The 26,048-nt window shown below is 40.4% G+C and carries 23 protein-coding genes and 1 pseudogene; 18 read left to right on the top strand and 6 right to left on the bottom strand.

Translation table 11 applies throughout. The annotated features are described in order from the left end of the window. Positions 1 to 75 precede the first annotated feature (75 nt). The 6 genes from U5K35_RS05340 to U5K35_RS05315 all read left to right on the top strand — a co-directional run bounded on the left by U5K35_RS05340 (position 76) and on the right by U5K35_RS05315 (position 5,920). Positions 76 to 639 carry a helix-turn-helix domain-containing protein gene (locus tag U5K35_RS05340; protein WP_322570434.1) on the top strand — a complete coding sequence of 188 codons (564 nt, stop codon included), beginning with the start codon at positions 76 to 78 and terminating at the stop codon, positions 637 to 639. Between the two features lie 539 nt (positions 640 to 1,178). Continuing rightward, the gene (locus U5K35_RS05335) at positions 1,179 to 1,622 is read left to right on the top strand and encodes a hypothetical protein (RefSeq protein WP_322570433.1); all 444 of its coding nucleotides are present in this window, start codon (positions 1,179 to 1,181) and stop codon (positions 1,620 to 1,622) included. A gap of 118 nt (positions 1,623 to 1,740) precedes the next feature. Continuing rightward, positions 1,741 to 2,829 carry a hypothetical protein gene (locus U5K35_RS05330; protein ID WP_322570432.1) on the top strand — a complete coding sequence of 363 codons (1,089 nt, stop codon included), beginning with the start codon at positions 1,741 to 1,743 and terminating at the stop codon, positions 2,827 to 2,829. Between the two features lie 958 nt (positions 2,830 to 3,787). Next, complete coding sequence (locus tag U5K35_RS05325) at positions 3,788 to 4,189, top strand: hypothetical protein (protein ID WP_322570431.1); 402 nt, start codon at positions 3,788 to 3,790, stop codon at positions 4,187 to 4,189. A 218-nt stretch (positions 4,190 to 4,407) separates the two neighbouring features. Continuing rightward, positions 4,408 to 4,950, top strand: a complete 543-nt coding sequence (locus U5K35_RS05320; RefSeq protein WP_322570430.1) for an AraC family transcriptional regulator — start codon at positions 4,408 to 4,410, stop codon at positions 4,948 to 4,950. Positions 4,951 to 5,359: 409 nt separating this feature from the next. Then, positions 5,360 to 5,920 carry an AraC family transcriptional regulator gene (locus tag U5K35_RS05315; RefSeq protein ID WP_322570429.1) on the top strand — a complete coding sequence of 187 codons (561 nt, stop codon included), beginning with the start codon at positions 5,360 to 5,362 and terminating at the stop codon, positions 5,918 to 5,920. A 107-nt stretch (positions 5,921 to 6,027) separates the two neighbouring features. Here U5K35_RS05315 and U5K35_RS05310 read toward each other — a convergent pair whose 3' ends face one another. Beyond that, positions 6,028 to 7,284, bottom strand: coding sequence for a GAF domain-containing sensor histidine kinase (locus U5K35_RS05310; RefSeq protein ID WP_322570428.1), 1,257 nt, complete (start codon positions 7,282 to 7,284; stop codon positions 6,028 to 6,030). Between the two features lie 442 nt (positions 7,285 to 7,726). Between U5K35_RS05310 and U5K35_RS05305 the strand changes: the two genes are divergently transcribed. The 11 genes and pseudogenes from U5K35_RS05305 (at position 7,727) to U5K35_RS05260 (ending at position 18,862) form a co-directional block, all read left to right on the top strand. Then, positions 7,727 to 8,170: a hypothetical protein gene (locus U5K35_RS05305; protein WP_322570427.1), complete on the top strand. Its 444-nt coding sequence runs from the start codon at positions 7,727 to 7,729 to the stop codon at positions 8,168 to 8,170. A 24-nt stretch (positions 8,171 to 8,194) separates the two neighbouring features. Continuing rightward, the gene (locus tag U5K35_RS05300) at positions 8,195 to 8,350 is read left to right on the top strand and encodes a lmo0937 family membrane protein (RefSeq protein WP_322570426.1); all 156 of its coding nucleotides are present in this window, start codon (positions 8,195 to 8,197) and stop codon (positions 8,348 to 8,350) included. 46 nt (positions 8,351 to 8,396) lie between these two features. Continuing rightward, positions 8,397 to 8,675 (top strand): YtxH domain-containing protein, encoded by a 279-nt coding sequence (locus U5K35_RS05295; protein ID WP_322570425.1) that lies wholly within the window; start codon positions 8,397 to 8,399, stop codon positions 8,673 to 8,675. 216 nt (positions 8,676 to 8,891) lie between these two features. Beyond that, positions 8,892 to 9,362 (top strand): PA2169 family four-helix-bundle protein, encoded by a 471-nt coding sequence (locus U5K35_RS05290; protein WP_322570424.1) that lies wholly within the window; start codon positions 8,892 to 8,894, stop codon positions 9,360 to 9,362. A 158-nt stretch (positions 9,363 to 9,520) separates the two neighbouring features. Beyond that, positions 9,521 to 10,792 (top strand): ice-binding family protein, encoded by a 1,272-nt coding sequence (locus U5K35_RS05285; protein ID WP_322570423.1) that lies wholly within the window; start codon positions 9,521 to 9,523, stop codon positions 10,790 to 10,792. Positions 10,793 to 11,667: 875 nt separating this feature from the next. Next, a pseudogene (locus U5K35_RS05280) lies at positions 11,668 to 12,495 on the top strand (ice-binding family protein); the annotation flags it as partial. Between the two features lie 46 nt (positions 12,496 to 12,541). After that, complete coding sequence (locus tag U5K35_RS19535; RefSeq protein ID WP_416221582.1) at positions 12,542 to 12,757, top strand: ice-binding family protein; 216 nt, start codon at positions 12,542 to 12,544, stop codon at positions 12,755 to 12,757. Between the two features lie 627 nt (positions 12,758 to 13,384). Beyond that, positions 13,385 to 13,858, top strand: coding sequence for a response regulator (locus tag U5K35_RS05275; RefSeq protein ID WP_322570421.1), 474 nt, complete (start codon positions 13,385 to 13,387; stop codon positions 13,856 to 13,858). A 5-nt stretch (positions 13,859 to 13,863) separates the two neighbouring features. Next, entirely contained in the window at positions 13,864 to 17,298 is a 3,435-nt protein-coding gene (locus tag U5K35_RS05270) for a CheR family methyltransferase (RefSeq protein WP_322570420.1), read from the top strand. A 186-nt stretch (positions 17,299 to 17,484) separates the two neighbouring features. Beyond that, positions 17,485 to 17,937, top strand: coding sequence for a response regulator (locus tag U5K35_RS05265; protein WP_322570419.1), 453 nt, complete (start codon positions 17,485 to 17,487; stop codon positions 17,935 to 17,937). A gap of 535 nt (positions 17,938 to 18,472) precedes the next feature. Further along, on the top strand, positions 18,473 to 18,862 hold the full coding sequence (locus U5K35_RS05260; RefSeq protein WP_322570527.1) for a transposase: 390 nt from the start codon (positions 18,473 to 18,475) through the stop codon (positions 18,860 to 18,862). A 302-nt stretch (positions 18,863 to 19,164) separates the two neighbouring features. On the opposite strand, the gene U5K35_RS05255 is transcribed toward U5K35_RS05260, so the two are convergent. The 5 genes from U5K35_RS05255 to cphA form a co-directional block, all read right to left on the bottom strand. Further along, complete coding sequence (locus U5K35_RS05255; protein ID WP_322570418.1) at positions 19,165 to 19,326, bottom strand: hypothetical protein; 162 nt, start codon at positions 19,324 to 19,326, stop codon at positions 19,165 to 19,167. A gap of 246 nt (positions 19,327 to 19,572) precedes the next feature. Continuing rightward, a complete protein-coding gene (locus U5K35_RS05250) occupies positions 19,573 to 19,836 on the bottom strand; it encodes a hypothetical protein (RefSeq protein ID WP_322570417.1) in 264 nt (87 codons plus the stop codon). A gap of 588 nt (positions 19,837 to 20,424) precedes the next feature. Further along, positions 20,425 to 20,604 carry a YetF domain-containing protein gene (locus U5K35_RS05245; protein ID WP_322570416.1) on the bottom strand — a complete coding sequence of 60 codons (180 nt, stop codon included), beginning with the start codon at positions 20,602 to 20,604 and terminating at the stop codon, positions 20,425 to 20,427. Further along, positions 20,579 to 20,950, bottom strand: coding sequence for a hypothetical protein (locus U5K35_RS05240; protein ID WP_322570415.1), 372 nt, complete (start codon positions 20,948 to 20,950; stop codon positions 20,579 to 20,581). Before U5K35_RS05240 ends, U5K35_RS05245 begins: the two co-directional genes overlap by 26 nt. Before the next feature lie 349 nt (positions 20,951 to 21,299). Next, complete coding sequence (gene cphA, locus U5K35_RS05235) at positions 21,300 to 23,987, bottom strand: cyanophycin synthetase (protein WP_322570414.1); 2,688 nt, start codon at positions 23,985 to 23,987, stop codon at positions 21,300 to 21,302. Positions 23,988 to 24,637: 650 nt separating this feature from the next. Between cphA and U5K35_RS05230 the strand changes: the two genes are divergently transcribed. Further along, positions 24,638 to 25,516 (top strand): cyanophycinase, encoded by an 879-nt coding sequence (locus U5K35_RS05230; RefSeq protein ID WP_322570413.1) that lies wholly within the window; start codon positions 24,638 to 24,640, stop codon positions 25,514 to 25,516. The last annotated feature ends 532 nt before the right edge of the window (positions 25,517 to 26,048 follow it).

Below are 26,048 nucleotides of genomic sequence, written 5' to 3'. Positions count from 1 at the left end.
AGTGACTTAAGTGTAGCACATGTCACATAAATTGATAATATCTTCGGCTATGGGTATAAATAAAAGGGATCTATCATGAAACTGTATATTAAATATATGGTTAGCTTGAGATGTAAAATGTTTGTAAAGGATGAGTTGAAAAAACTGGGTATTGATTTTATATCGGTTGATCTCGGAGTGGTTGAAATTAAAGGGGATATTACTGCAAAGCAGAGGGAAGCGCTCAGCGCTAATCTGAAAAATTCCGGTCTGGAACTTCTTGACGATAAAAAGAATGTCCTGGTGGAAAAGATCAAGAGTGTAATTATAGAAATGGTGCAGAATAAAAATGAAAGCCCCATAGTAAATGATTCAAATTACATCAGTGAAAAATTGGGCTACGACTATAACTACCTTTCTAACACGTTCTCGGAAGTGAAAGGAACTACCATACAGAATTACATCATTCAGCATAAAATTGAAAGGGTAAAGGAGCTGCTGCTATATGATGAACTTACTCTCACAGAAATAGCCTGGCAGTTGCAATACAGCAGTGTAGCACACCTTTCTAATCAGTTCAAAAAAGTGACCGGTTTGACCCCTACTTATTTTAAAGAGCTGAAAGAGAAAAGAGAGCAAAATTTTGAGAGTGTGCAGTAGGTGATTTTCTTCTACGCTATTTTGGTATTGAAAACTTATCTCAAAACTGAGGATTGAATTTTTTGTTCATCCGGCTTCCAGTCTTGTCTTCTACCATGGGGTGATCTTACACGAATCACACCTGTCCAAAAGCTTTTAGAATAAATTAAAAATCTTCGTTTCTGTTCATATTGGAAGATTTATATCGTAGATCAAAAACAAACCCCATCTATTTTCTCGCCCCGATCATCGGGGCAGTTTGATTCGCTGAGTCTCGTAGATATTCTGCGTAAATCCGCGCTGAACTCAGTACCGAGAGTCGGGACGAGAAAGAAAACAGATATCACTCGGGGTTGTAAACTTCTTTCACTTTAGTCAATCGTTTTTGGACAGGCGTGTTCAAGAATATGTCAATTATGTAACATTGTTTAATAGATTTGTAACACCGGTTTGGTCAGGTATGTACATATTTATTTTTAGACAGTGTTTATTCCACTCTACATTTTTTTGTCAAATAAACAGCTTCCAACTAACAATCATAAATTATAATCCACAGCAAGATGAGAATATTTAAACTTCTAATAACTTCTATAATTATGCTATTTGCGCTTCAATCGATGGCTGTTGCGCAATCGGCAGACATTACGGAAACGTTTAAAAAACATTTCAACGAAACGGTTCAGCAGGTACACGAAACAGATAATGCAGAGGAGAAAAGAGTGATTTTGAATGAGTCATTTTCCAAAATGATCCATGCCATAGATCGCATCGAATCTCGTGCAAATCTCTCTGATGAGGAGAGTGAACTGCTTAGCGCCTTTAAAAAGGACATTTCAGAAAAGCAGAATGAACTTAATGGGTTAGATGGGTTTGATGAAGTTCAGGATGAAGATTTGGATGATTTTTCCAACTTTTCGCAAGACTTTATGGAGCAGGCAAACAGCACAATTACCATTGGTGTCACAACCGCACTTTTGATTCTTATCATACTGCTGCTGTTGTAAAAATGTAAATTCAATATACCCCCTGGATAAAAGTTTCCTTTCTCAGTTGTACACTGAAAAGGAAACTTTTTAATTTTAATCAATCCGTTCGGACTCACATTAAACTCCTGTAAGATTCATGTTCAACTCACGTTCGGTTTCTAAAATCCTGATCTGGCCGGTGTTCATCCTGAGTGTTGTTTTGGCAGGGTGCAGCTCCACCTCAGAACTGTTCAGTGAGGACCCAACTAACGAGACGGTAAATTTGGATTATTCGGTGATTTACTACATTCATGCGGATTCCGATTATCTCTATCATGACGCCGACGGAGATCCGGTGAGGGCAAACAGCAAGGTGCTGGAGACGGCTCGAAGCGTTGCCGAAGAGTTGAAATCGGGTGAACTGTTTATTTTTTACCAGCGGCCGGAGAAAAAATTTCTGGGTCTGTTTCCGCGCAACAAAAGCCGGTTATATCACTACAGAAACGGGAAATTAACGAGCCGGATAAAATACCGCCACTCCGATAAGAGTGAAGATTTTCTTACCACAGAAGCCCGGCTCTATGATCAGTACCGGACTCGTTCCGGTTCAGAAAACCATCGGAACTACTTTCTCTATTTCGGACACGAAATACCCGACGATGATGGGATAAATTACCACCGCACAAATCCGGACATTGCGGTAAATACCGGGTCATTCTCTGCGGGTATTCGAAAGTTTTTGGTACAAGGTGAGGCACAATTTGATCTTGTGGTTCTATCAACCTGCAATAACGGGACACCTGAAATGGCAGAAAATCTGATGCCGTTTTCAAATACACTGCTGGCTTCTCCCCAAAATCTGCATCTGTCTCATATCGATACGGAGCGTTTGGATTTACTGGAGAGCGAACCGGGTATCACATCTAATCAAATAGCACAGGCTATGGCAGATCAGACCTATGGCAGGCTTGAATCGGAAATTGAAACTACCATTACGCTGGCCGTGTATGATTTTGGTGTTATAGAAGAGTTCAAAGATGAACTCCATACCTTTTCCATGAAATATGACGCCTTGGATACACGGAGATTCTTTTCGGATAATGTTGATTGTAACCGGGTTGCCTTCTTTGAAGATGACAAATTCGGAAAGGGAGTAGAAACATGGTATAAACCGGCAAGGTTTGGAAGAATATCATCCACATCCACACATTCCGGCTGGGGCTGCAAGCCACTCATCGAAAACTGAGGACGCAGAGGTTTAACGAAGCTTTTAACCTGAGTTCGATTAATAAAAAAACAAGTAATAGTCTCCCCTATCTGAGCGGCAGCGACACGTGAAACGAAATTTAGACGGGTGTTCATTAAATTTCACGATTTTATAGCGAACATCCCTCTGTTTCCCCCTTTTTTAAGCTACCGTGTGTACACAAATTTATTTTAGATGATGACCTAAGTAAATTTTAGATGGATTTCTGGGGATTCCTCCACTGCAACCCCGACAAAAAAAGCAGTCGGGGTTTCCAGTCGGAATGACAGGCTACAAATGGGAATAGGCAGCGGGCAGCTCTCACCCTTTTTCCCATATACAGCTTTCTGCCCGCCTGCGCCGAGGCTACGAAGGACAGGCCCGCTGCTGCCTTACCCAGTGCCATGTCGTCCCGACTAAGAGAGCCTGTCTGCCGAAGCTTTAGCACAGGCAGGCGTAGCGAACGCATGGAGCTCATTTTTTGAACGCGAAGCGAAATCTCATATGAAAAAGGCTATAATCGCTTTAATACTTTATTTAGATATTGAAGCCTTCATCAATATTATTAAAGATGTGTACACACGGTAGCTTTTTTAAGGGGGACACTCTTCAAAACGTCCTCAACAGGTAAACACGTTAACGTGAGTTCGATATAATTATATCGATAATCGTCAGTTTGAGCGCAGTTTCGACCGTTTTTTCTGGTCGGAACGGAGTCGAAAACACATTTCGAGTAAAAAGCACCCTCGAAATTGCGCTCAATGTGACGTATTGCATCATTTGAGGCATCTTTATCTCGAACTGACGTTAATATTAGGGTCCCTGTTTTTTTTGAGATTGTGAGTTTGAGACTCTGTTTACGGTATATCCGTCCATTAATAAGGTTCAATCAGTAATTTATGTAAGACTTTATTAGTTGATTGTAACGCAATCATTTTATGATTTAGTAACCTTAAGCATGAGAGTTAAAAAAGCGAGTAAACGAATGAATGCACGAATTGATAATTTATACCAGGTACTGACTACCTTGGAAGCTATTGAGCCGGATAAGTGTCGTGAAAATATGCTTGACTACGACCTGTTCATAAATGAGATCCAGCATGAATTATTTATTCAAACATTTATTGTTCAATATCGGAAGGCGGAAGATTTTTATATAAGAAGAAATATTGAAGGTGAAGCTAAGTTACTTAAGAATGTTCTCAATCTTATAGAATCCGATATTATAACAGATCAGGACCTGGAAGAGAATGAGCTGCTTGAATATGTGACGAGAACAGAGTTAACAGCAAAAAAAATCACAGCACGACTCAACAATCTTAAATATAAATATAGAAAAGTTGAACTGATGGTTGTTTAAACAATGTTTTTATTTTCAGAGTAAAGGGTGATAGAATGAGAGAGACTGTCACCCTATTTATTCATAAATTGAATGATAATGTACTGTTGAATGGTCATCCTTTCTGTAAAAGGATGGTTTTAATAAAATAAAATACTATGGAAAAGGAGATCGGCATTAGTAATTTGTATATAAAATATATGGTTTGTCTGCGTGATAGGTTAATTGTCAAATCGGAATTGGATAAACTTGGAGTTAATTACAGATTTTCGATCCACGATGCCATAGAGTTTTCCGGAGATACAACAGATGAAGTATACAATAGATTAAAAAGTAATCTGTTAAAACATGGTTTGATCTTGCTTGATAGAGGAGATAGCATATTGATTGACCGGATCATAAATACAATTACTGATGTGATTCATAATTCGAAACAGTTGCCCAGGGTAAAATTCGAAGATATACTGACTGACAGGTCTACATTGAGTGATGAATCTCTTTTAAAGGTCTTTTCGGATGTTAAAGGGATGTCGGTACTTCAGTTTATTATCAATCAAAAGATTGAGCGGATGAAAGATCTTCTCTTATACGAAGAGCACTCCCTGTCTGAAATAGCCAACATCCTTAACTACAAAAATACAGATCAAATGATTGCTCAGTTTAAAAAATACACTGATCTGCCTCCGAACTATTTCAAGAAATTGAAAAATGAGCGCAAAAAAATCATTATTGGGAGCTCACAAAAGTCCAATAATGGAGAATCGATATCTCTTAGCCAATAGAGTTCATTTTGCCTCGGAATGAAGTCGCTCATCTGTTGCACGCGAAACGAAATATGAGTTTTCGACTTCGTCCCCCTCCAGAAATACGGTGGGACTGCGCTCAAACTGACGATTCATTTTAGAGTTATATCAAACTCACGTTAGTTTAGGGGTACTCATTGACACACGGCCGGAAATGGACGGAAGTTTTATTAAAAGTCTAAAGCTATTGTTACTTGGTGTAAGAAATGCCTATTTATAGTAACCGGCATTTCGTCTAAGTCATTTAACTCGAATCTTTTCCGAAATGCCAATCATTAAATGGGAGAATTTATTGATACGTTACTTATCATTTTGAATGGCTGAAACACTTCTCAAATCGGTATAAGACATTAATTGTTTTTGAAAACTTGGGATAAAGCGAGGTTATGTGAAGTTATATATAAAATATATGGTAAGTCTGCGATGCAAAATGTTTGTTAAGGAAGAGTTGCAAAATCTCGGTATCGATATCATATCTATAGACCTGGGAGTAGTTGAAGTTCGTGGTGAAGTCAGTGATAAACAGTTAGACGCGCTGAGGGAACGGTTAAATGAAGGGGGGCTGGAACTGCTCGATGACAAAAAGAATATTTTGGTCGAAAAAATTAAGAGCCTGATTCTTGAGATGATTCACTATTCGGATGAACTGCCCAAGGTGAATGATTCAGACTATATCAGTGAAAAATTGGGCTACAGCTATAACTATCTCTCAAATGTCTTTTCGGAAGTAAAGGGAATGACCATTCAACAGTACATTATTCTTCATAAAATTGAAAAAGCAAAAGAGCTGCTTTTATATGATGAACTGACGCTGACAGAGATCGCATATAAATTGCATTACAGCAGCGTGGGGCATTTATCCAACCAGTTTAAAAAGATTACGGGCCTTACTCCAAGCTATTTCAAAAGGATCAAAGAGAACCGGGAAAAAAACCTCGAAGAACTGTAAATCTCCTGTATTGAACTACGCCATACTCATCAGGCAATGGATGTATAACGTAATTCAGTTAGCTCCCAAACTCACGATTAATAATAATTATTACTATACCGTCAGAATTACACTCTTTTCCCATTAACAGCCGGTTTTGGGAAACCATTTGTAAAAGAAGCAGCAGGTTCCCTATCTCTTGTTTCTTCATGAGATGGTATGGGTAAGGTTATTGTAAATGTCGTGCCTGTTTTTTTTGTAGACTCAATTTCTATGTTGCCTCCCTCTTCGGAAACCATCTCGTAGATATGCTGAAGCCCTGTTCCAAAGCTTTTTTGTCTGCCGAATTTGTAAGGCCTCAAAACGGGATTGCCGTTAGTAAATGCTGTTATTTGCTCTGATGAGAGAACTTTTCCGGTGTTTCTAACGGCTATGTTAAGTAAGGCCTGCTCTCCTTCACTTTTACCACTAAAAATAATATCAACGGTAACGTTCTTCGGTGAGAACTTAATAGCGTTAGAAGCTAAATTTCCGATAATTCGGAGTAGTTTTACATGAAAATAGTATGGTATCCATACCTCTCTGTCTAATTGATATTTAAGAGAAAGGGTAATGTTTTTATTGAGAGCAAGAGGATTGTAGAGTGATTCAATCTTATCAAGTACTTTTGAAAGGAGTTTATTTTTTTTCATTTCCTCTCTGTTTTTTTCCACATCCAGGGTTGTAAGAACACCTGACATGATGTCGATGATTGATTGTGCGGATTTCTTGATAATTTGAATATCCTGGGTTTGAACTTTAATCTCTTTTTGATTTTTAATCAGGAGGTCAGTCATACTGATGATCCCCCTGATAGGGCTGCTTAAATCATGATTCAGTTTTTCCAGGTTGTCTTTGAATGTATCTAATTCACCGGTAATATTGCGATGATTAAATTCGCTTTCTATCGTCATCGCAACAGAAAGAGCAAGTATCTTAAACTGTAATTTTTGTTCCGTTGTAATACGTTTTGGATCGCTGTCTAAAACAGCAATAGTGCCAATATCTATTCCGGTGGATGTAGTAAGTTTCACGCCGCAGTAGTATCGTATGTGGGGGATTCCTTGTACATGGGGAAGGTTTCTGTAGATACTGTTATCGAAAAGGTTTTCAATTTCGTGTACACCTTTCTTCCGTATGGTTTCATAGCAGATACTATCCCCTTGTGGAGCCGCTTTTATATCTGCATCACTGTGTATTAAAATCTGCTGATAGTCTTCATCAGTAATGTTGATTTCACAAAAGGGCGAGTCTGTAATTTGCTTAGCTAATTCTACAAACGGATGCAGGTTCATATCTCTTGCTCCGGCTGAATTTGAATATTTAAGCAGTTTAGATGTATTCATAACAATTTTATAAAAATTGGGTTACTGAGCGGAAAGCCGATTGAACGGCTGTGTAGGCACTCTTGGGAGTCTGTAATTGATTCGTGTATTAGATTTATTAGAATAATTAAATATAGTTTACAGACGAGTAATTCTACTTACAGATATAAGGGGGAAACATTACACATATCCCATATGATGGGCTCAATTACACAGAGGTGGGCACTTTTATTAATTATAAGCTGATTTTCAAAAGCGTTACTTCATAAAGGTCAGTGATATATATAAGTATTTAAATATATGATATAACAAACATGAAGTTTTATAGATACATATTTCAGTTGTGAATTCAGTTTCAGAATCGTCTCGGAATTTGTGGAGATGAAAGATGAAATATGAACAGTAATAAAAAGAGTGTGCTCGAAAGGAAAAGCACAAAAATCAATCAAATAGATCAAGAATTATGAAGATACCACTAATTATAATTGCCGCCGTGCTTTCAGTATTTGTTACTCAAGGTTGTGACAAGGGATCGAACGACCTGGAATTAGCAGAAGTAGCCGTCATTGAAGCGGAGAGAGATTTAGAGATAGCCCAAAGTGAAATTGAAGCCAACATTGGAATTTTTAGACAAGAGATTGAAAATAAAATTATGGAAAACAATCTTACAATCGCTGATATAAAAGAGAGAATTCAAGATGAAGATGCAGAGATAAAAGCTGCTTACGAAGTTAGAATTGAAAAACTTGAACGTACCAACAGCGAAATGAAGCGTAAGATGGATAATTTCAGATATACCAGTAGAGATAACTGGGATGACTTTAAAGATAAATTCAGCAGTTCCATGGATGACCTTGGTAACTCATTGAATGACTTCTTCTCAAAAACCACCACATCATTAAACTAATCATAACTTAAAACATCAAATATCATGGGAAATCTTTTATATATCGTTGCCGTAGTATTAGTGATAGCCTGGCTGATCGGATTTGTAGGGTACAGTACCGGGGGAATCATTCACATTCTGTTAGTTATAGCTGTAATAGCAATTTTACTGCAGGTAATACAGGGCAAGAGAATCGCTTAGTACAAATAGATTTATTCAGAATCGTTAACCCCAAAATTACATTTATATGAAAACAACAAACATTATTATTGGCACTTTATTGGCTTCGGCAGCCGGAGTTGCAATTGGCATTTTGTTTGCGCCCGAGAAAGGATCAAGAACAAGGCGTAAAATTTCAGAAAAGAATCATAAATATTCGGACTATCTGGCAGATAAATTCGAGGATTTTGTTGACTCAGTGTCTCATCCAATGGAAAACATGGAGCATGAGACTAAACGATTAGCAAGAAAGGCCAATAAAAAAGCAAAAGAAGTGGCAGCTGAAGTAAATTCAAGTTTGACATAAGGTTCAGCTTCTTTTTAGCGTTAAGTGCTCACTCTTTTTCTTAAAGTGTGGGCATTTTTTTTCGGACAATTTTGATTTTCAAAACCTCTCGCCTCACTTCGTCTGCCTTCCCATTCACCGGTGTGATTTTGGGATAATTTACTAACCTAATCCCACAAACAAACATTGGGAAATGTGTGTATTCGCTTTATAACAAAACTGTAAAAATGAGAGGCTATGAATAAAGAAAAAACAATTGAGCTGTTAAACACACTTGTCATGATCAACAATGACAGAATTGAGGGCTACAAAACAGCAGGAAAAAATACGAAAGATAGAGACTTGAAAACGCTGTTTTCAAAGTTCAAGCTAACCAGTAAAAAATGCAGGCGTGACCTGGTAAGTAAAATTAAAAAATTAGGTGGCAAAGTAGCAGTCGGTACAAAAGTGCCGGGTCTATTCTTCAGGGTCTGGAGCGATGTCAAATCTACACTGACAGTGAATGATAGTAAAAGTATTCTGGACTTGTGCGAGCAGGGTGAGGAGAAAGTTCTGGAAACATACAGATATGCATTTGATGATGCATCAGATCACTTGACTGCCGGCCAGCAAAAGATGGTTAAAAACCAGTACAGTTTAATAAAAGCCGAATTGGGTAAAATTAGATTGATGAGAGATAATTTGGTAAAAGCATCCAAAAATCATTGAAATACAATGGTAGTCAGCACTTGTTTTGTAGTAAACTGCAAAACAAATTCAGTGAAATATTTAAAAACTATCCGGTTTGTTGTAACACATGCAGAACTAAAAAAGCGCAGATTGAATGAGTGAATATATGTCACTTTAATATTTAGAAAAGTAAAATCATGAGAAATCAAATATTCAATCTTAGTGCATCATTTGCGGTTCTTTTCATGGTTGTATTTATGATCGGCAGTGTAAGCCAATCGATAACAATTCCGGAGAAAGCTGTGCATTTAGACCCGACCGTGGTAAGAACCAACCCGGCTGACGGGGAGATGAATGTGCCCAGAAACACTATAATTGTAGTTCTTTTTAGTGAAGAACTGGATTCAACGGCCAGGCAAAACTCCACATTTACGTTAACGAACGGATCAGAGTCTGCAGCGGGTACATTGGAGTTTCTTGGAGACAGAGGGATTTTTAGGCCAATGAAAAATTTAGTGGCCGAAACCGTTTATACAGCAAATATAATGGTTGTGATAAAACAATCAGGTTCTGATCATTCGGATGATGAATTTAATGATGAGCAGCCTATAGAAGAGTACTCCGCCGGAATTGGAATGGAGTGGAGCTTTACCACAGGCGGGAACAATGGCCCGGTTGAAAAAGTAGATCTTGGTAGTGCAGCTGAGTTTGTTATTCTTGCACACTCGTCCATTCATGATAAATCCACACCTGATGTTTCCGGTATAAAAGGCTTCGCCACGGCGTCCAAAAATTCCAATGCTAATAATAAGGTGGAGGGGTTAAATAACGAGGCCGTTGAGAAAAATACAGCCTGCAATGACACGACCCGGGAAAAGAGTGAAAACGGGGAATTCTCATCATCTGATGTTGATATAAATTCAGGCAGCCTTGATGAAGCGCTTCAAGATATGATGACAGCATATACCAATGCAGCTGAACGAACATCGATTGATTTCATCAATTATAAGATTGCCCGATCGGGTGAACATATTGGAACTGTGTGGAAATATTCTTCTGAAGATGGAATGAATATAGAAATTAAAAGACCTCCTGTTGTTCTTGCTCCGGGAATTTATAAATGGGAAAGTGTAGTTGAAATATTAACAGATATTACACTTTCAGGCGATGCTGAAGATGTATGGATATTTCAAATTCCTGAAGGCCTCACAGTTAACAGTAATGTAAAGGTTTTGCTTAGCGACGGAGCCGTTGCAGAGCATATTTTTTGGCAGGTAGCCGGTGAAGTGACTATAGGAAATACAGCTCACTTCGAAGGTATTATTTTGTCTCAAAAAGGTATTGCCATGGGAAATGGTGCGACTTTAAATGGCCACATATTTGCACAAACAGACATTACGCTGGATGATAACAGAATCATTGAACCCCGTTTACAGGCTACCGCCCAAGGATTAGGCAGTAACAAATAAATTGTTCAGAATCTATCCCGATCCCCCCCAGAGCGGCCCTGATAATTATTGGGGCCGCTTTTTTTATAGCTGTATTAAGGTGATAGAATATCTACTAACCTGAGTTTGATTCTTAATCTTTAATGAAATGCTCCAAAAGTCCCCTCCTTTTTCAAGGAGGGGATTTAGGGGTGGTTGAAAAAAAGCAACCACTCAGCTTATTTTGTTTTTTGCATAAACAAAAGTTCCTAACCACCCCTGTCCTCCGTATCCCGTCCCGATAGTTTTCGGGAACGGGAGAAGGCGGGCCCAACCACTGACATTACTCATATAATCTTGGAATCGTTAAAAATGAATTAAAGTACATCCACAGATTAAACTGTTTCCCTTATTCCTTTTGGGCCGCCAAAAGGAATCATCCCGAGGTGTCGGGACCCGGGCGGTGATTGCTTCCGGGCCTGGTTTGCCCGCGCGGTTACACAACATCGATTGCTCCCAGGGGAGCCGATATTGTGATGTCTCCCGCGCTTTGATGCAAACCATGCTAATCCTCCACCAATCAAGGCCGGAGAGATCTTTCGCTCTTTTAAAAAAAGTATGAGTGAATGGGTTGACCCTGATTTTCCCATCACAAAAAAACGCTATAGTGTATTGTCTTCGATGAATTTACAATACTAAACTTATAAATATATGGGTGATGTCAGCTCCCAACCCCTCCTTACGAAGGAGGGGAGCATCTTTTATCAGAATTTTAAAATCGAACTAAGGTTACTTCCAATCAGTAAATGATGCAATACTTATACGGTGAACTGTAACAATAACAGTGCGAAAGTTTTGCAATTTATCGATGTGGTAATATCACCACAAAAACCATACGATTGTTCAAGAATATCATTATGAAACTAAAAAATATATTTCTAACCATGACAGCCTTATCCGTTTTGCTAACCGGATTTATGATAGGTTGTGATAACAGTACCAGTCCGGATATAGATCCTGAAGCACCCACCATTTTTTCCACCAGCCCGGTTGATGGAGAAAGTGATGTGGAGCGTAACAAGACGGTAACAGTAACGTTTAATCAGGCTATGAACGCTGGTACAATTAATAATTCAACCTTTACCCTGGAAGAGGATTCAGAACTTGTATCCGGTACGGTAGAATATTCAGGAACTACAGCCCGGTTTACTCCGGATAACGTACTGAATGCCCAGACGAACTACACTGCAAAATTATCAACTGAAGTCAAGGGCACAAACGGTGTATCGATTGCAGAAAACACGGAGTGGGATTTTACTACAGGTGGCAATAGCGAAGCCCTGGAAACTGTTGACCTTGGATTTGCCGGTAATTATGTAATACTCGCAAAATCAGCCATCAATAATAATCCAATCTCTGATATAACCGGAGACCTGGGTATAAGCCCGGCAGCCGGAAGTTTTATTACCGGGTTTGCATTGACGGATGAAACAGGTTATGCAACGTCATCGCAGGTAACCGGAAGAGTTTATGCCGCAGACATGGCAGACCCTACCCCATCAAACCTTACCACCGCTGTTGAGAATATGGGCACCGCCTATACTGATGCTGCAGGCAGAACGGCACCGGATTTTGTTGAACTGTATACGGGTAATATTGGCGGAAGAACACTTTCACCCGGACTCTATACCTGGAGCAATACCGTTACCGTACCCACAAGTGTTACTCTTAGTGGCGGAGCAGAGGACGTCTGGATTTTCCAGATTGCTGAAAATCTTACAGTGAGTTCAGATGTTGAAATCACTGCTGAGCGGCGGAGCACAAGCTCAAAACGTCTTCTGGCAGGTAGCCGGCGAAGTTACGGTTGGAACAAATGCTCATGTGGAGGGCGTTATATTATCTATGACGGGAATTACCCTCACAACCGGAGCGTCTATAAATGGGCGAATGTTGGCTCAGACAGCTGTGATTTTAGATGAAAATATCGTTGTTCAGCCGGAAAACTAAGTGAGAACCTGCTTATAGAATTCGCTGTAATTTAGTAAGATTCATTATAAAGGCAGGTTCGCATTGAGCGGGTTCTGCCTTTTTTTTGAAGGTGAATTGGAGAGTCCCCTCCCTGAAAAATCGGGACCAGGTGCGGCTTGAGAGGGGAAAGGTAATTGCACGTTAGCCGCAGGCAGAGTGCAATTTCGAGGGGTGTGTCTATTACGGCATTTAGCACTCATAACATGATTAAATTAATAGACTGATTTCAAAACTCCCCTCTCTGTCAAGTCCCGCCAGGGCGCGATAGAGAGGGGTCGGGGGTGAGTCAGAAGGATAAGTAGAGTTGAGTATGACAAAAATATCAATTTATTTAGGTGGGTTTTCTTTGGAAGATAATTTTTCTCAGAGCCTTTTGAGACGGGAAAAGTAGTGATATAAATAGGTCGGATACATTTTTCACGGTATTGAACAGAAGAAATTTAACCCAACCACCCCTGCCCCTCCTTCATAAGGAGGGGATTCTACCAAATCCGACTATTTTATGTAAAAGTAATGTTTATGGAGGCCAAAACTACAACCACTCAAACCACTCACAGAAATAACAATCAGATTGTAAACACTCACAAATTTAAGTAGGTTCAAATCATGAAAAGGAATAAAGAGTACCCCCCAATCCAAAGCAAACTAAGTATCATTCTTGCTGAGGATGATCCTGACGATCGCCTTCTGTTTAAAGAAGCCATTGAGGAATTGCCGGTATCTGTTCAGCTCAAAATGTTTAAAAATGGTGAAGAACTGATGACGTGGCTCACCGGTAAAACCAACAAGATGCCCGACGCTCTTTTTCTTGATCTGAATATGCCTCGTAAGAATGGTTTTGCTACATTAAGTGATATAAAAAAGAACGCCAATTTAGAAGATTTGCCGGTGTTTATTTTTTCTACAGCTACTAAAAACGAAATGATAAAACAGGTTTATAAAGATGCAGCGCACTACTACATTCGAAAACCGGTTCAATTTAATGATTTAAAAAAGCTGATTTATAAATCGCTTAAATTAATAGCAGATCAAAATACTGCCCTTCCCGGGAAAGAGAGCTTTATGCTAACCACAGATTAAATATAATGGCCGCATCGTCAGAAGAACAGTCAGCCGGTAAGAATAAGAAAGATAAAACCGAAACACTTTTCCCGGTAGTGGGTATTGGCGCTTCAGCCGGCGGATTAACTGCTTTTAAAGAATTGATCAAGGCTATACCAAAAGATTCCGGTATGGCGTATGTGTTTGTGCAGCACTTAGATCCCGACCACGAGAGCCTGCTGCCCGAAATCCTTCAAAAAGGAACAGACATTCCCGTTTTGGAAGTATCGGACCCGTGCACAATTAAGCCCAATCACATCTACGTGATGCCCAGCAACAAATTGATGGAGACATCAGATGGTAAGTTGCGGCTCGCTCCCCGGCCGGCAAAGAAAAAATTTGAGCGAATCCTTCCCATCGACCTTTTATTTTCAGCACTGGCTGAAGTTTACGAATCTCATGCCATTGGTGTGGTGCTATCGGGTACGGCATCGGATGGAACCAAAGGGTTAAAAGCCATTAAAGATAACGGGGGCATCACCATTGCGCAGGATTTAGAGACGGCTGACCACACGGGCATGCCCGGAAGCGCCATTCAGGCCGGCGTGGTTGATTTTATACTTTCACCGGATACAATCCCGGAAAAATTACTTGAGGTCACCCATTTTCTCAATGATCCGGACGCCCTGGAAGACCCCCCAACACTGGACGATGAGGAAGCATACAGGCAAATTATTACCTTATTGCGGGTTCGGAAAGGTGCTGACTTTATGTACTACAAACAGACCACAATACACAGGAGAATCCTGCGGAGAATGGCGATCAACAAAATTAAAAAGGTAGCCCGCTATCTTGACTATTTAAGAGAGAACAGAGAGGAACAGGAGACACTTTACAGCGATTTTTTGATTCCGGTTACGTCTTTCTTTCGCGATCCCAAAATATTCGAAAAGCTTTCTAAAGATGTTATCCCACAGATTATAAAAAATAGTCCGGCCGGTAAAACCATTCGGGTGTGGGTGGCGGGGTGCAGTACGGGTGAGGAGGCTTATACTCTGGCTATTCTGTTTAATGAGCTTTTAGAGACTCATTCCGCGGCAAATCAAGATAAGAAAGTACAAATTTTTGCATCTGATTTAAGCGAATCCGGAATTGAAAAAGCGCGTTTGGGCGCGTATTCAGCGTCTGAAGTAGCCGGTCTGTCTGAGAAGCGTCTAAAGAGATTTTTCACAAAAACTAATGGAAGATTTCAGATTAACAGGCAGATCCGGGATACGTGCATATTTGCCGTTCATAATTTTTTAAAAGACCCGCCATTTGGCAAAATGGACCTGATAAGCTGCCGGAATGTGCTGATCTATTTTGAACCCTATCTGCAGAAAAAAGCACTCACTACGTTTCATTACGTTTTAAACCCCACCGGATTTATACTGCTGGGCAAATCGGAAACAACAAGCGGGGTCCCCGATCTATTTAATGAAGTTGCCAAAAGTGAAAAAATATATTCACCGAAAGATGTTCCCAGTAAGTTTGTACAGGTAATCAACCGAAGATCTGAACTTGATTTTAACCAGGGAAATGAGAATGTAATGCCGGAAAAGAGGGATTCCGATTTTCAAAACAAGGCAGATGAGATTATGCTCAAAAAGTACACCCCTGCCGGTGTAGTGGTGAATGAGGCGATGGATATTGTGCAGTACCGGGGAAAAACCGGACCGTATTTAGAGCAATCCTCAGGGAAACCGAGCCATAACCTGATCGCGTTGGCAGCGCACGGTTTGGCTTTTGAACTTCGGAATGTGCTGTTTAAAGCAAAGAAAGAAAATGAACAAGTAAAAAAAGAGAATATTCCGGTTAAGATAAATGATGAGCTGCATACGATAACCATCGAAGCCATCCCGCTGCCAAATACCATAGAGCCCTACTTTTTAGTGCTGTTTCATGACACTTCTGTAAAGGGCAGTAAAACGAAATCGGAAACTGATAATACTGAATCCGACAAGTTACCGGATAACAAAAAAGATCGTCGCATTGAGCAATTAGAGCAGGAACTTGTTGACGCAAGAGAGGATATGCGGAACATCACTGAAGATCAGGAAGTTGCCATTGAAGAGCTTCAGAGCGCCAACGAAGAGCTGATGAGCGGCAGTGAAGAGCTACAGAGTCTGAATGAAGAGTTGGAGACCAGCAAGGAGGAACTTCAGAGCACCAACGAGGAACTGGTTGTCCTGAACCAGGAGATGAGCAGTTTAAATGAACAGTTAGAAGCTGAAAGAAATTATTCTGAATCTATTGTAGCAAATATTCGCGGGCCGCTGCTGGTTCTGGATAAACACCTGCGGATCAGAACGGCAAACAAAGCCTTTTACAAACAGTTTGAAGTAACTGAAAAGGAAACGATTGGGAGCCTGATTTATAATCTGAACGACAAGAAGTGGGATTTCCCTGAATTGAGAAAGCTGCTAGAAGAAGTTCTGACCGAAAAACCGGTTGTTGTGGATTATGAGGTCATTCATAGCTTTCCCGATATGGGCGAGCTGCACCTGCTGCTGAATGCACGTGAAGTTGTGAAAGATGATGAATCAGAAAATTTAATTCTGTTGTCGCTTGAAGATATAACCGAACAGGTAAAAGAGAGAGAAAAAAGGCGTGAAATCCAGGAGCAGCATACCAAAGAACTGGAAGAGAAAATAGATGAACGGACGGCCGAGTTAAAGAAGGCAAATGAGGAGTTGCGGGAAACGAACACCGAATTGATAAATATGAATAAAGAACTGGAGGCTTTTACCTATATATCCAGTCACGATTTACAGGAACCGTTACGAAAAATACAGACCTTTGCAGGCCGGGTACTTGAAAAAGAGAATGAAAACCTGTCTGACAAGGGGAAAACCTATTTTTCACTGATGCAGGATGCTGCAGAACGAATGCAGAAGCTTATTGATGATCTGCTCTCATTTTCACGCCTTAATACTACTGAGAGAAAATTTAAAAGAGTGAACCTTAAAACTGTTGTAGAGGATGTTATAGAAAACCTCAGCGAAAACATTAAAGCAACACAAGCCACTGTTGATGTGGGTGAAATGTGTGAGGCAGATATTATTGTTTTTCAGTTCCGGCAGCTGATGCACAATCTAATCAGCAATGCAATGAAATTTACGAAATCAGATGTGAAACCTCATATCAAGATCAAAAGCCGAATTATAAAAGGAAGTAAACTGAAAACGAAAAGTTTGAATCCGGATAAAAAATATAGCCATATTTCAGTTTCTGACAACGGAATCGGCTTTGAAGAAAAATTCAGCGATAAAATATTTGAGGTATTTCAAAAACTACACGGGAAAGATGAATATCCGGGAACGGGTATTGGGCTTGCAACGGTGAAAAAAATTGTGAATCATCACAATGGTACTATTCATGTAAAAAGCATATTAAAAAAAGGGACCACATTTGATATTTATATTCCTATGAATGATTAATAAAATTCTATGTTGACCAGTGTGGTTACCTAAAGATCGATACCTGCCAATAAAACAAGCATTGCTCCAATAATTGAATAATATTCCCGGTACTTTTGAACGGCCAAAAAATTTAGCGAACTAATTCAGTTAAATATGTTAATTTTAAATTACTGGTACTAAATAACACAGAGCATTTAAGAATAGATGAAAAGCCAAAAATCTCCACTTCGCATTCTTTTAGCCGATGATGATGAGGGCGACCGGCTCGTTTTTCAAGAGATTTTCAAAGAGATGGATAGAGATACCACTGTCCATATGGTGAACGATGGTCAGCAATTGATAGATTTCCTCAATAAAAAAAACCATCCATTCCCCCACATTATCTTCCTGGATCTGAACATGCCAAATATGAACGGGATAGAATGTTTGAAGGAGATCAGAAGTGATGACAAGTGCAGCAATATTTCCATTGCAATCTATTCTACATCATCGTCTGAAAAGGATATCGAAGAGACGTTTCTGCATGGAGCCAATATCTACATCACAAAACCGGCCGATTATAGCGACCTGAAAAAAGTATTGGCCAAATCCCTGGCTGCCGTCCGCATGAACAGTGGTTCCGATTTTGACAAGTCGAATTTTGTGCTAAAGATTTAGTTTCGGACCCACCCTAAATCCACCCTATCCCGACACAAAATACGTGTCGTGACAAGGAGGGACTTTTTTTATTTAAAAACTCTTCAAAACTGGCGCAAGCGTCCCGCTTGTGACCCCTGTCCTAAACACGAAACCGAATTACCGCAAGTTTCTCACCTGTCCCTTCGGGGCTTGTGCCTCCACGCCTGCACCCTTGTTTATGATGATGACAACTCCCAGACTATAATCTTTGAACTCGCATGAATCGTGGGTTTGAGAAAATTCGTAATCAAATATATCATCCTTTTACTTTTTTGCCACGAAGGCACAAAGCCACTAAGGTTCACGAAGTAAATAGCTGTAGAAGGGTTTAGACTCTTTGCTGATTTTGCCCCAAAGTGGGCAAAGTCAATAACATAGTGCAGCGCGCTATGCCAAGTGCACCGGCCACAAAAGAAAGCCCTGTAAGGGTGTAATCCAGACAAACCGTTTCTATGCCCCAGTCACTCTCCAAAGTATACCCACATATAATATTTAGTACAAAACACAGAAAAACCTGATCGATGATAAGATTGAAAACGATCTTTTCAATTATATCGGCGGGATATATAAAGACCTTGAATGTAATCCTGTGCAAGTTGGAGGACATAAAAACCATGTTCATATATTATGTCTTCTGTCAAGAAAAATTACCCAAATGAAACTGCTGCAGGAAATTAAACAGGGTTCTTCCAAATGGATAAAAACAATGGGTGATCGATATGCCAACTTTTACTGGCAGGACGGTTATGGAATTTTCTCAGTAACTCCGAAAGGAATAAACTCAGTTATTGAATACATTAAAAATCAGCATGAACATCATCAAAACATGAGTTTTAAAGATGAATACAGAAAGTTTTTAAAGAATTACGGAGTGGACTTTGATGAACGGTATGTATGGGATTAATCTGACATGCCGTCACTGTGCATATGACGTGGTGGGACCGGCGCCCGCGTTGGGGCTGCCGGATGATGGGTTGGTTGGCTATCATCGCGCGCTGCACGATGTTACTGACCGGCGCTCCTTTGGAGCTGAATCATGCTGAAATTCAGAACCATGTTGGCAATTTGGTACACAAAGCAAGATTATTAATTCAGTTCGATTCTTAATATGCGAATTACCGCAAGCGTCTCACCTGTCCCTTCGGGGCTTGTGCCTCCACGCCTGCACCCTTGTTTATGATGATGAATACTCGATAGAAGCAGTTGTTAATAGGGATAAATTAATTCGGGCGGATCTCCGGTTGATTTGCGATAGATCAGAAAATCTTTATCCAGGGTAAAGATTGACGATTTCCTTGCCTCTTCTGCCATAACTACCAAACAAGAATCGGCAAACGACATGGGGATATTCTCATACTTGCTAATCAATTGGTAGATGTTTGATCGATGTTCCCAAAAAGTAAATTCAATGATAATATTTCCGGACTGTAGTAACTCTTTTCAATCGCTGAACACCACCTGATATGCGGCTCATCAAAAAGAAGCTTTCTGTGATCACCGCTTCACAGGTATAAAATGGAGGAGCAACTTTTTCCATCTGTTCTTCTACGTATGAATGAAAGTGATCATTCCGGTTCATAAATGCTACAATTGGGCCAGTATCTATTAATATTTTCACCGCCCAAAATCTTTCATGTGAGCCGGATTTGTAGAAAGGTCACCCGGTCCGTTAACAGACCCTGACAAGTGTTCAATACCATGTAAAAATGAGTTTTTCGGTGCGGGTCCGGTGGTTTCTCTTGTTTTTTCTTCAATCAAATCCATAACGGCCTGTTTTTGGGTAACCCCTTGCCGCCGTGCTAACATTTTGATTTTTTCTTTCTGTTCAGGTGTCAGCTTCATGCCGAACCAAACGGTTTTGTTTTTTATTTTACTCATAAGAATAAGTTCTCATTAGGTTGCAATAATAATATAAACGTTGCAACTAAAATGAAAGTATTTAAAACAAGCCATTTAGGCATAGTAGTTTTGCTTTTCTTCCCACTTTCTCTGTGAACGTTTTAGATTGAATCATTTCTACCAAAATCAACATAGTGACTCTTTTAATCATCTGAAAAATCCCCTCCCCGAAAAAATCGGGACCAAGTGTGGCTCGAGAGGGAAAATGGATGTGAAAACGGAGGCACGACGATTTTCACTCCGAGGGTTGTGTTCCTGAACTTTGATCGTGAATCGTAGCCGTTTTAGGTTCCTTGACAACACAAACACACCCTCCGACGGGTCGGAGGGCCACAAAAGCCGTCACCAGTGCAAATAAAGATATATTTGCCGGACCACATCCAAGTCTCAAAGAGACGACCGAATGTAGCCCCACAGTTTACTGTGGGGGTTTTTGGTCAGCGTAAAGCCAGGCAAGTCCCGGCAGGGACGGTCCACCGATCTTAGAAATCAATCAAATAATATCTTCATTCTTTTGGGATTTATGATAGTTAAGTATTTTCCCTAACAAATCCGCATAGGCACTATTTATAACCGAACACCTTCGAATAACTCTTTATCAATCTCATGGTCCGTATCCTGGTGATGAAGTACTGAAATATCTCCGGTTGTTTCCATGATTACAGCTTTTATTTGACTAAACTGAGTTACGTTTGCTTCACGAAGTTTTGCAAGTAAATCTTCACGGGTTACTCTTGCTGTTTTCATATTTCCCTCTAAAATATTTGATGCCATTCATAAGCAATATTGGGCTGTTATCCACAAGTTTTCGCATGAACGGGTAGTTGCGCAACGTTGCCACAATCATTTGCAAAATGAACAAACTACCCAATGCGGCAATTGCTTGTAGCAGCGGTGGATTATCGGTTAAAATGGTTGTAGCGATTACAGAACCGATCGCAACCGTCATTGCAAAATCGAAACTGGACATCTTTGAAAATGATCTCACTCCGAATGTTCGGGTAAATAGTAATAGTGCGATATAGATTCCGGTAGATGAGATTGCTACCATTAGAAGGGCACTATTGGAAGTTAGCAGCCAGGATAAATCCATAATTGTATCTCTCTTTTGAGTTCTGAGTTAAATCTAAAGTGGTTTAATTCCCTGATCCTCCGGTTCGGAATAAAGATAAAACTCCCCCTTCGAAGGGGGAAGCCGATCCCGATCCCGAAAGCTTTCGGGAGGAGAGCTGGGGGATGACTATCTGAGTTTTGAATTGACCCATTCTTGGTTCTGAAGCATTACACCCCTCCCGGCTAAAGCCGTACTCCCCTCAATGGGAGATTGATCATCCCCCATTACCCTTCGAAGGGGGACACTCTGCAAAAAACTCATACTTTTGAAAAAAGTATGGATTTGAAGCTAAACCAACTATGATTAAACGAAATACTATTTACACTTACTAAATATTCATTACTGCAGAGATGTTATTCTCAATTCGTATTCTTTGCACGGAGTGTTTTAAACATCTTGACTTCATGTGCTGCTGTTCGCTTTTCTTTTTTTGCATCATAGAGATCACTTCATCAATATTCTCAACACAAAGCATGATTAAGGTACCAGGCAAAGCGTTTTCCATAGCATACTGCAGCGCTTCTTTCTCGTTGGCAATAGCGACTACTGATGGGCTAAATGGAGAATTGCCGATGCCTTTCTTTATGGTTTCGGTTGTTTCTCCTGCTGCTTTCCCTCTAAGATCAGAATCTTCTCTGATAATAATCTTATCGAATGTTTCTGCGGCAATACGGCCTAATTCAATACTATCTTCATCTCTTCGGTCACCCAAGCCACACACAATACCTATTTTATCCTCATAAGATGAACTTTTCAGATACTGTTGAACGGCCATCAAACCGGCCGGATTATGAGCATAATCTACAAGTATGTCATAATTTGGAAAACTAAAAAGATTCATTCTGCCCGGAGTTTTCTCAGGTGAAGGCACAAAACTGCACAGCATTTCTCCTATTTGTGCAGGAGAGATATTCTGAGTGTAAGCTGCCGCTACAGAAGCCATGATGTTTTCAATCATAAAACCGGCCTGACCCTTAAAGCTGAGCGGAATATTTTCGACATGCTCAACTACGTGAACGGATTCCCCATCCAATATGGTGATATACTGATCTTTGAGCACCACACTGATACCACCCGCTTCGCGATGGGACATTATCTTTGGATTATCCGGCTCAAGTGAAAACAGAACCACACTGCAGCGAACTCTGTTTCGCATGGAGTAAACACGATCATCATCCGCATTCAGCACGGCAAAACCTGACGGGTGCACACTTTCAGGCACCACAGATTTCAGGCTCGACATTTGTTTCAGATCATTTATTCCCTTCATTCCGAGGTGATCGGAGGCTACATTTGTTACTACAGCTACGTCACAATAATCAAAACCGAGTCCCAGTCGTAATATTCCGCCGCGCGCGCATTCCAGAACGGCTGTATCCACACCGGGATCCTTGAGCACAATTTGTGCGCTTTTAGGGCCGCCACAATCCCCCTTCATGATGAGCTCATCATTCACATAAACCCCATCTGTGGTAGTGTATCCAACCTTTCGTCCGGCACCTTTCATGATGTGTGATATAAGCCGTGTAGTAGTAGTTTTTCCGTTCGTACCCGTTACCGCGATAATGGGTATTCGACTTTTTTGCCCTTTGGGAAAAAGCATATCCAGCACGGGAGCTGCAACATTCCTGGGTTTCCCTTTTGAGGGAGACAGATGCATGCGAAATCCCGGAGCTGCATTCACTTCAAGTACAACCCCACCTGTTTCATGTAATGGTTTATTCAGAGTTGAAGCCATTACATCTATTCCACAAATATCAAGGCCAATCATCCGGCCAATTCTGGCGGCCATCATTGCAATTTCAGGGTGCACGTTATCCGTTACATCTTCGGCAGTTCCTCCTTTACTCAGATTTGCTGCATAATCTAAATAGAGAATTTTATCCCGGGGTAAAACGGTATCAAGCGTATATCCTTTCTGAGATAGAATGGAAATAGCACTGGGGCCAATTTTTATTTTGGTGAGGATATTATCATGGTTTTCACCACGGCCTGAATCCTTATTTACGATGTTGATCAACTGTTGTATAGTAGAAAATCCATCACCCACAACGTGTGCGGGCGTTCTTTTAGCGGCGGCAACAAATTTACCGTCAATGGTGAGCAAACGATAATCCAACCCGGAAATATGGCGTTCAACAATCACTCTTTCAGATATTTCACCGGCTAATTCGAACGCTGCTACGGCTTCTTTCTCAGATTTAATATTAGTTGTTACGCCACGACCCTGATTACCTGAAACCGGTTTTACAACTAAGGGAAAGCCTAACGATTTTACAGATACTTTCAGCTCCTCAATGCTCTCTACAACATCACCTTCGGCAACGGGTACCGACATCTCTTTCAGGAAGTCGTGGCAGGCCTCTTTATCGCAAGCCAATTCTACTGCCATGTTGCTTGTAGATGATGTTATGGTAGCCGCAATTTTCTTTTGAAAACGGCCATAGCCTAATTGATAGGTTGATCTGTCTTCAAGCCTGATATACGGAATGCCTCGTGATGCGGCTTCCTTCAGCAAAGAAGTTGTGCTGGGGCCGGGCATATTTGCGGAATTCATTTCCCGGATCTCATTTACATGCTTATTGATATCAATATCTATTCCGTCAACTAATTGTTGAGCAATCAATACCGCTTTTTCTGCGGCAAGATGTCCCGATTCGGCATCAACGCATTCAAAGACAACATTATAATGTCCCTTTACTCCGGTGCCTCGCGCCCGGCCAAAACCAACCTGAAGGCCCGCCAGCACCTGTATTTCTATGCCGATGTGTTCTACAACATGCCCCATCCAGGTACCACGTTTAACTCTGCTGAAGAAACCCCCGGGCACTCCCTCAGAACAGTTGTGTTCCCAAAGGCTGGGAATCGCTTTTTTTATTCGTTGGTAAAAGCCTTTTATCTCATCGGTTGGCTGTGTTTCAAGGTCTTCTATATCGAGCTCCATAACCACAAGCCGTTTTTTATTGATTGACCAATAGTTAGGGCCGTTGGTAACTTTAATGTTTAAGATCTTCATATTCACCCTATATTTTTTGGCTCTCTTTTTTGTAAGAACTCTTGCTTTTATGATGTCTATCAATAAGAAAAGTACATGTGGCAGTAATCATCAATTGATTTGTTGCGGGTATTGTGAAAAAAACATCGCAGTTTAAAATATGTAAATAGGCGGTATTAAAACTGTTATAGAATAGTTTTAATGATTTATATATATCACCGATCACTGTGTAGAAACAAATTTCAAGCCGGCTACTACAAGAGTTTTGAGAAGTGATGGGGCTTTGTCAATTTGTGTGGGTAAATTTTCGTATATATACAACCTCAAATGAATTACACAAAATAACTGAGGAAATTGAAAGCCCTTGCGAATTTATTAAATAGCTCAGCTCCTTTTTTTAATACATATATAAGAGAAGTCCCCCCGAAATATCACTTATATTTATACAAATTACAGTGTTTTGATAGTACCTTAGAGCGGATAAAGCCTTTTGAACTTCTTTGAAACTTCCGGTCTTTGTGGGAACATTCCTGGATCAACACGAAAGCATGATGTCACAAAGGTTCACTGAGACCCTCCTTTAATCAGAAAAAGCCCTGAAAAATGGGATAACTTCTCATATAAAACTTTTGACTGAGATTTAATATTTAACTGAGTGTGAATCATTCAAAATGACTAAACCCAAAGGTACTTTAATAGCAATTGGTGGTAATGAGAAAAAAAACTTCAAAAATCTGGATGAAGAATTTCAATCTGACTTTGGGGAAGGAGTTATTCTTTATGATCTAAGTATGCTCGCCGGTGGCCCGGAAAGCCGTATTGAAGTGATTACAAGCGCATCTTCCATTCCGGAAGAAGTAGGGAATAAATACCTGGATACGTTTAAAAAGCTGGGAGTGGAAAATGTAGGCATTTTAGATATTCGCGATCGAAAGATGGCAAACAGCGCGGAAACCCTAAGAGTAATTGAAGATTCAGATGCTGTGCTGTTTTCAGGGGGAGATCAAAGTAAAATTAGTGAATTAATTAGAGGTACAAGAACATATGAACTGCTGAACGATCGCTATATAAATGACGAGTTTATTATAGCGGGTACCAGTGCAGGAGCTATGGTAATGTCTGATGAAATGATCACTGGCGGCAGAAATGGAAATGTTCTTAAAAGGAATGATCTTAAAATGGGAAAAGGCCTCGGCTTGTTGAGTGGGGCAATTATTGACAGTCATTTTATTCGGCGAGCCCGTTTTGGGCGGCTCGCTGAAGCCGTTGCAGTATTCCCGGATAAAATAGGTATTGGCCTTGGTGAAGATACCGGAATCATTATCACTGAAGGAGATTGTTGTGAAATTATCGGTAACGGGATGGTTATTCTCTTTGATGGGAGTGAATTAGAGTATAACGAGTCTCAAAATCTGAAAAAATATGTCCCTATCTCCCTCTCCAATTTGAGGGTTCATGTACTCGCTCCCAAAGACAAATATTTCATCAGTGAAAAGAGAGCAGAAATTCATTTTAATCCTCGAAATTATCAGAATGAGCTGACAGCTTGAGTTCGGTGTATTAAAGTAGGAAGAAAGTAACTCGCTGAACTTCTGTTACCCATATTACCCTTCAAATCACAGAGAAAAGAGGGGCGGGACTGCAAATCAAATTTAAATAATGTAGTGGTAACGGCACTGGTCATTCTTCCCTTAGTATGTTTAAAGCAGTAGATCGCACATAAAATGAATGGCGTTCACCTTTTAAGGGTTGAAACCAGCCCCGCTTCGGGGCGGCATGTCCGTAGCCCCATGGGAATGCGCAGCATTTCCTTGGGGTGTAAGGATGCCTCATTAAAAAGAAGCACCATAGGTGCGGCATTATCTGAAACCTGAACTCAATCTCAATTGTAACATCGACCCATATATTCCGCACCTACGGTGCTTCCATGTTCTGGTTCGCCTTTTGCCCCATGGCCAACGCTTTGCGCTGACCATGGGCTACGGACATGGCTCACCTCCGGTGCTCATTATCTGAGTCATTTGGTGTAATTGCTTTTTGGTATGCATAGGGACCGAAAATACAATCCGCAAAGGCGGTAAT

It is taken from the genome of Rhodohalobacter sp. (assembly GCF_034521535.1).
Lineage (GTDB): Bacteria > Bacteroidota > Rhodothermia > Balneolales > Balneolaceae > Rhodohalobacter.
This window is presented reverse-complemented; position numbering and strand designations above follow the sequence as displayed.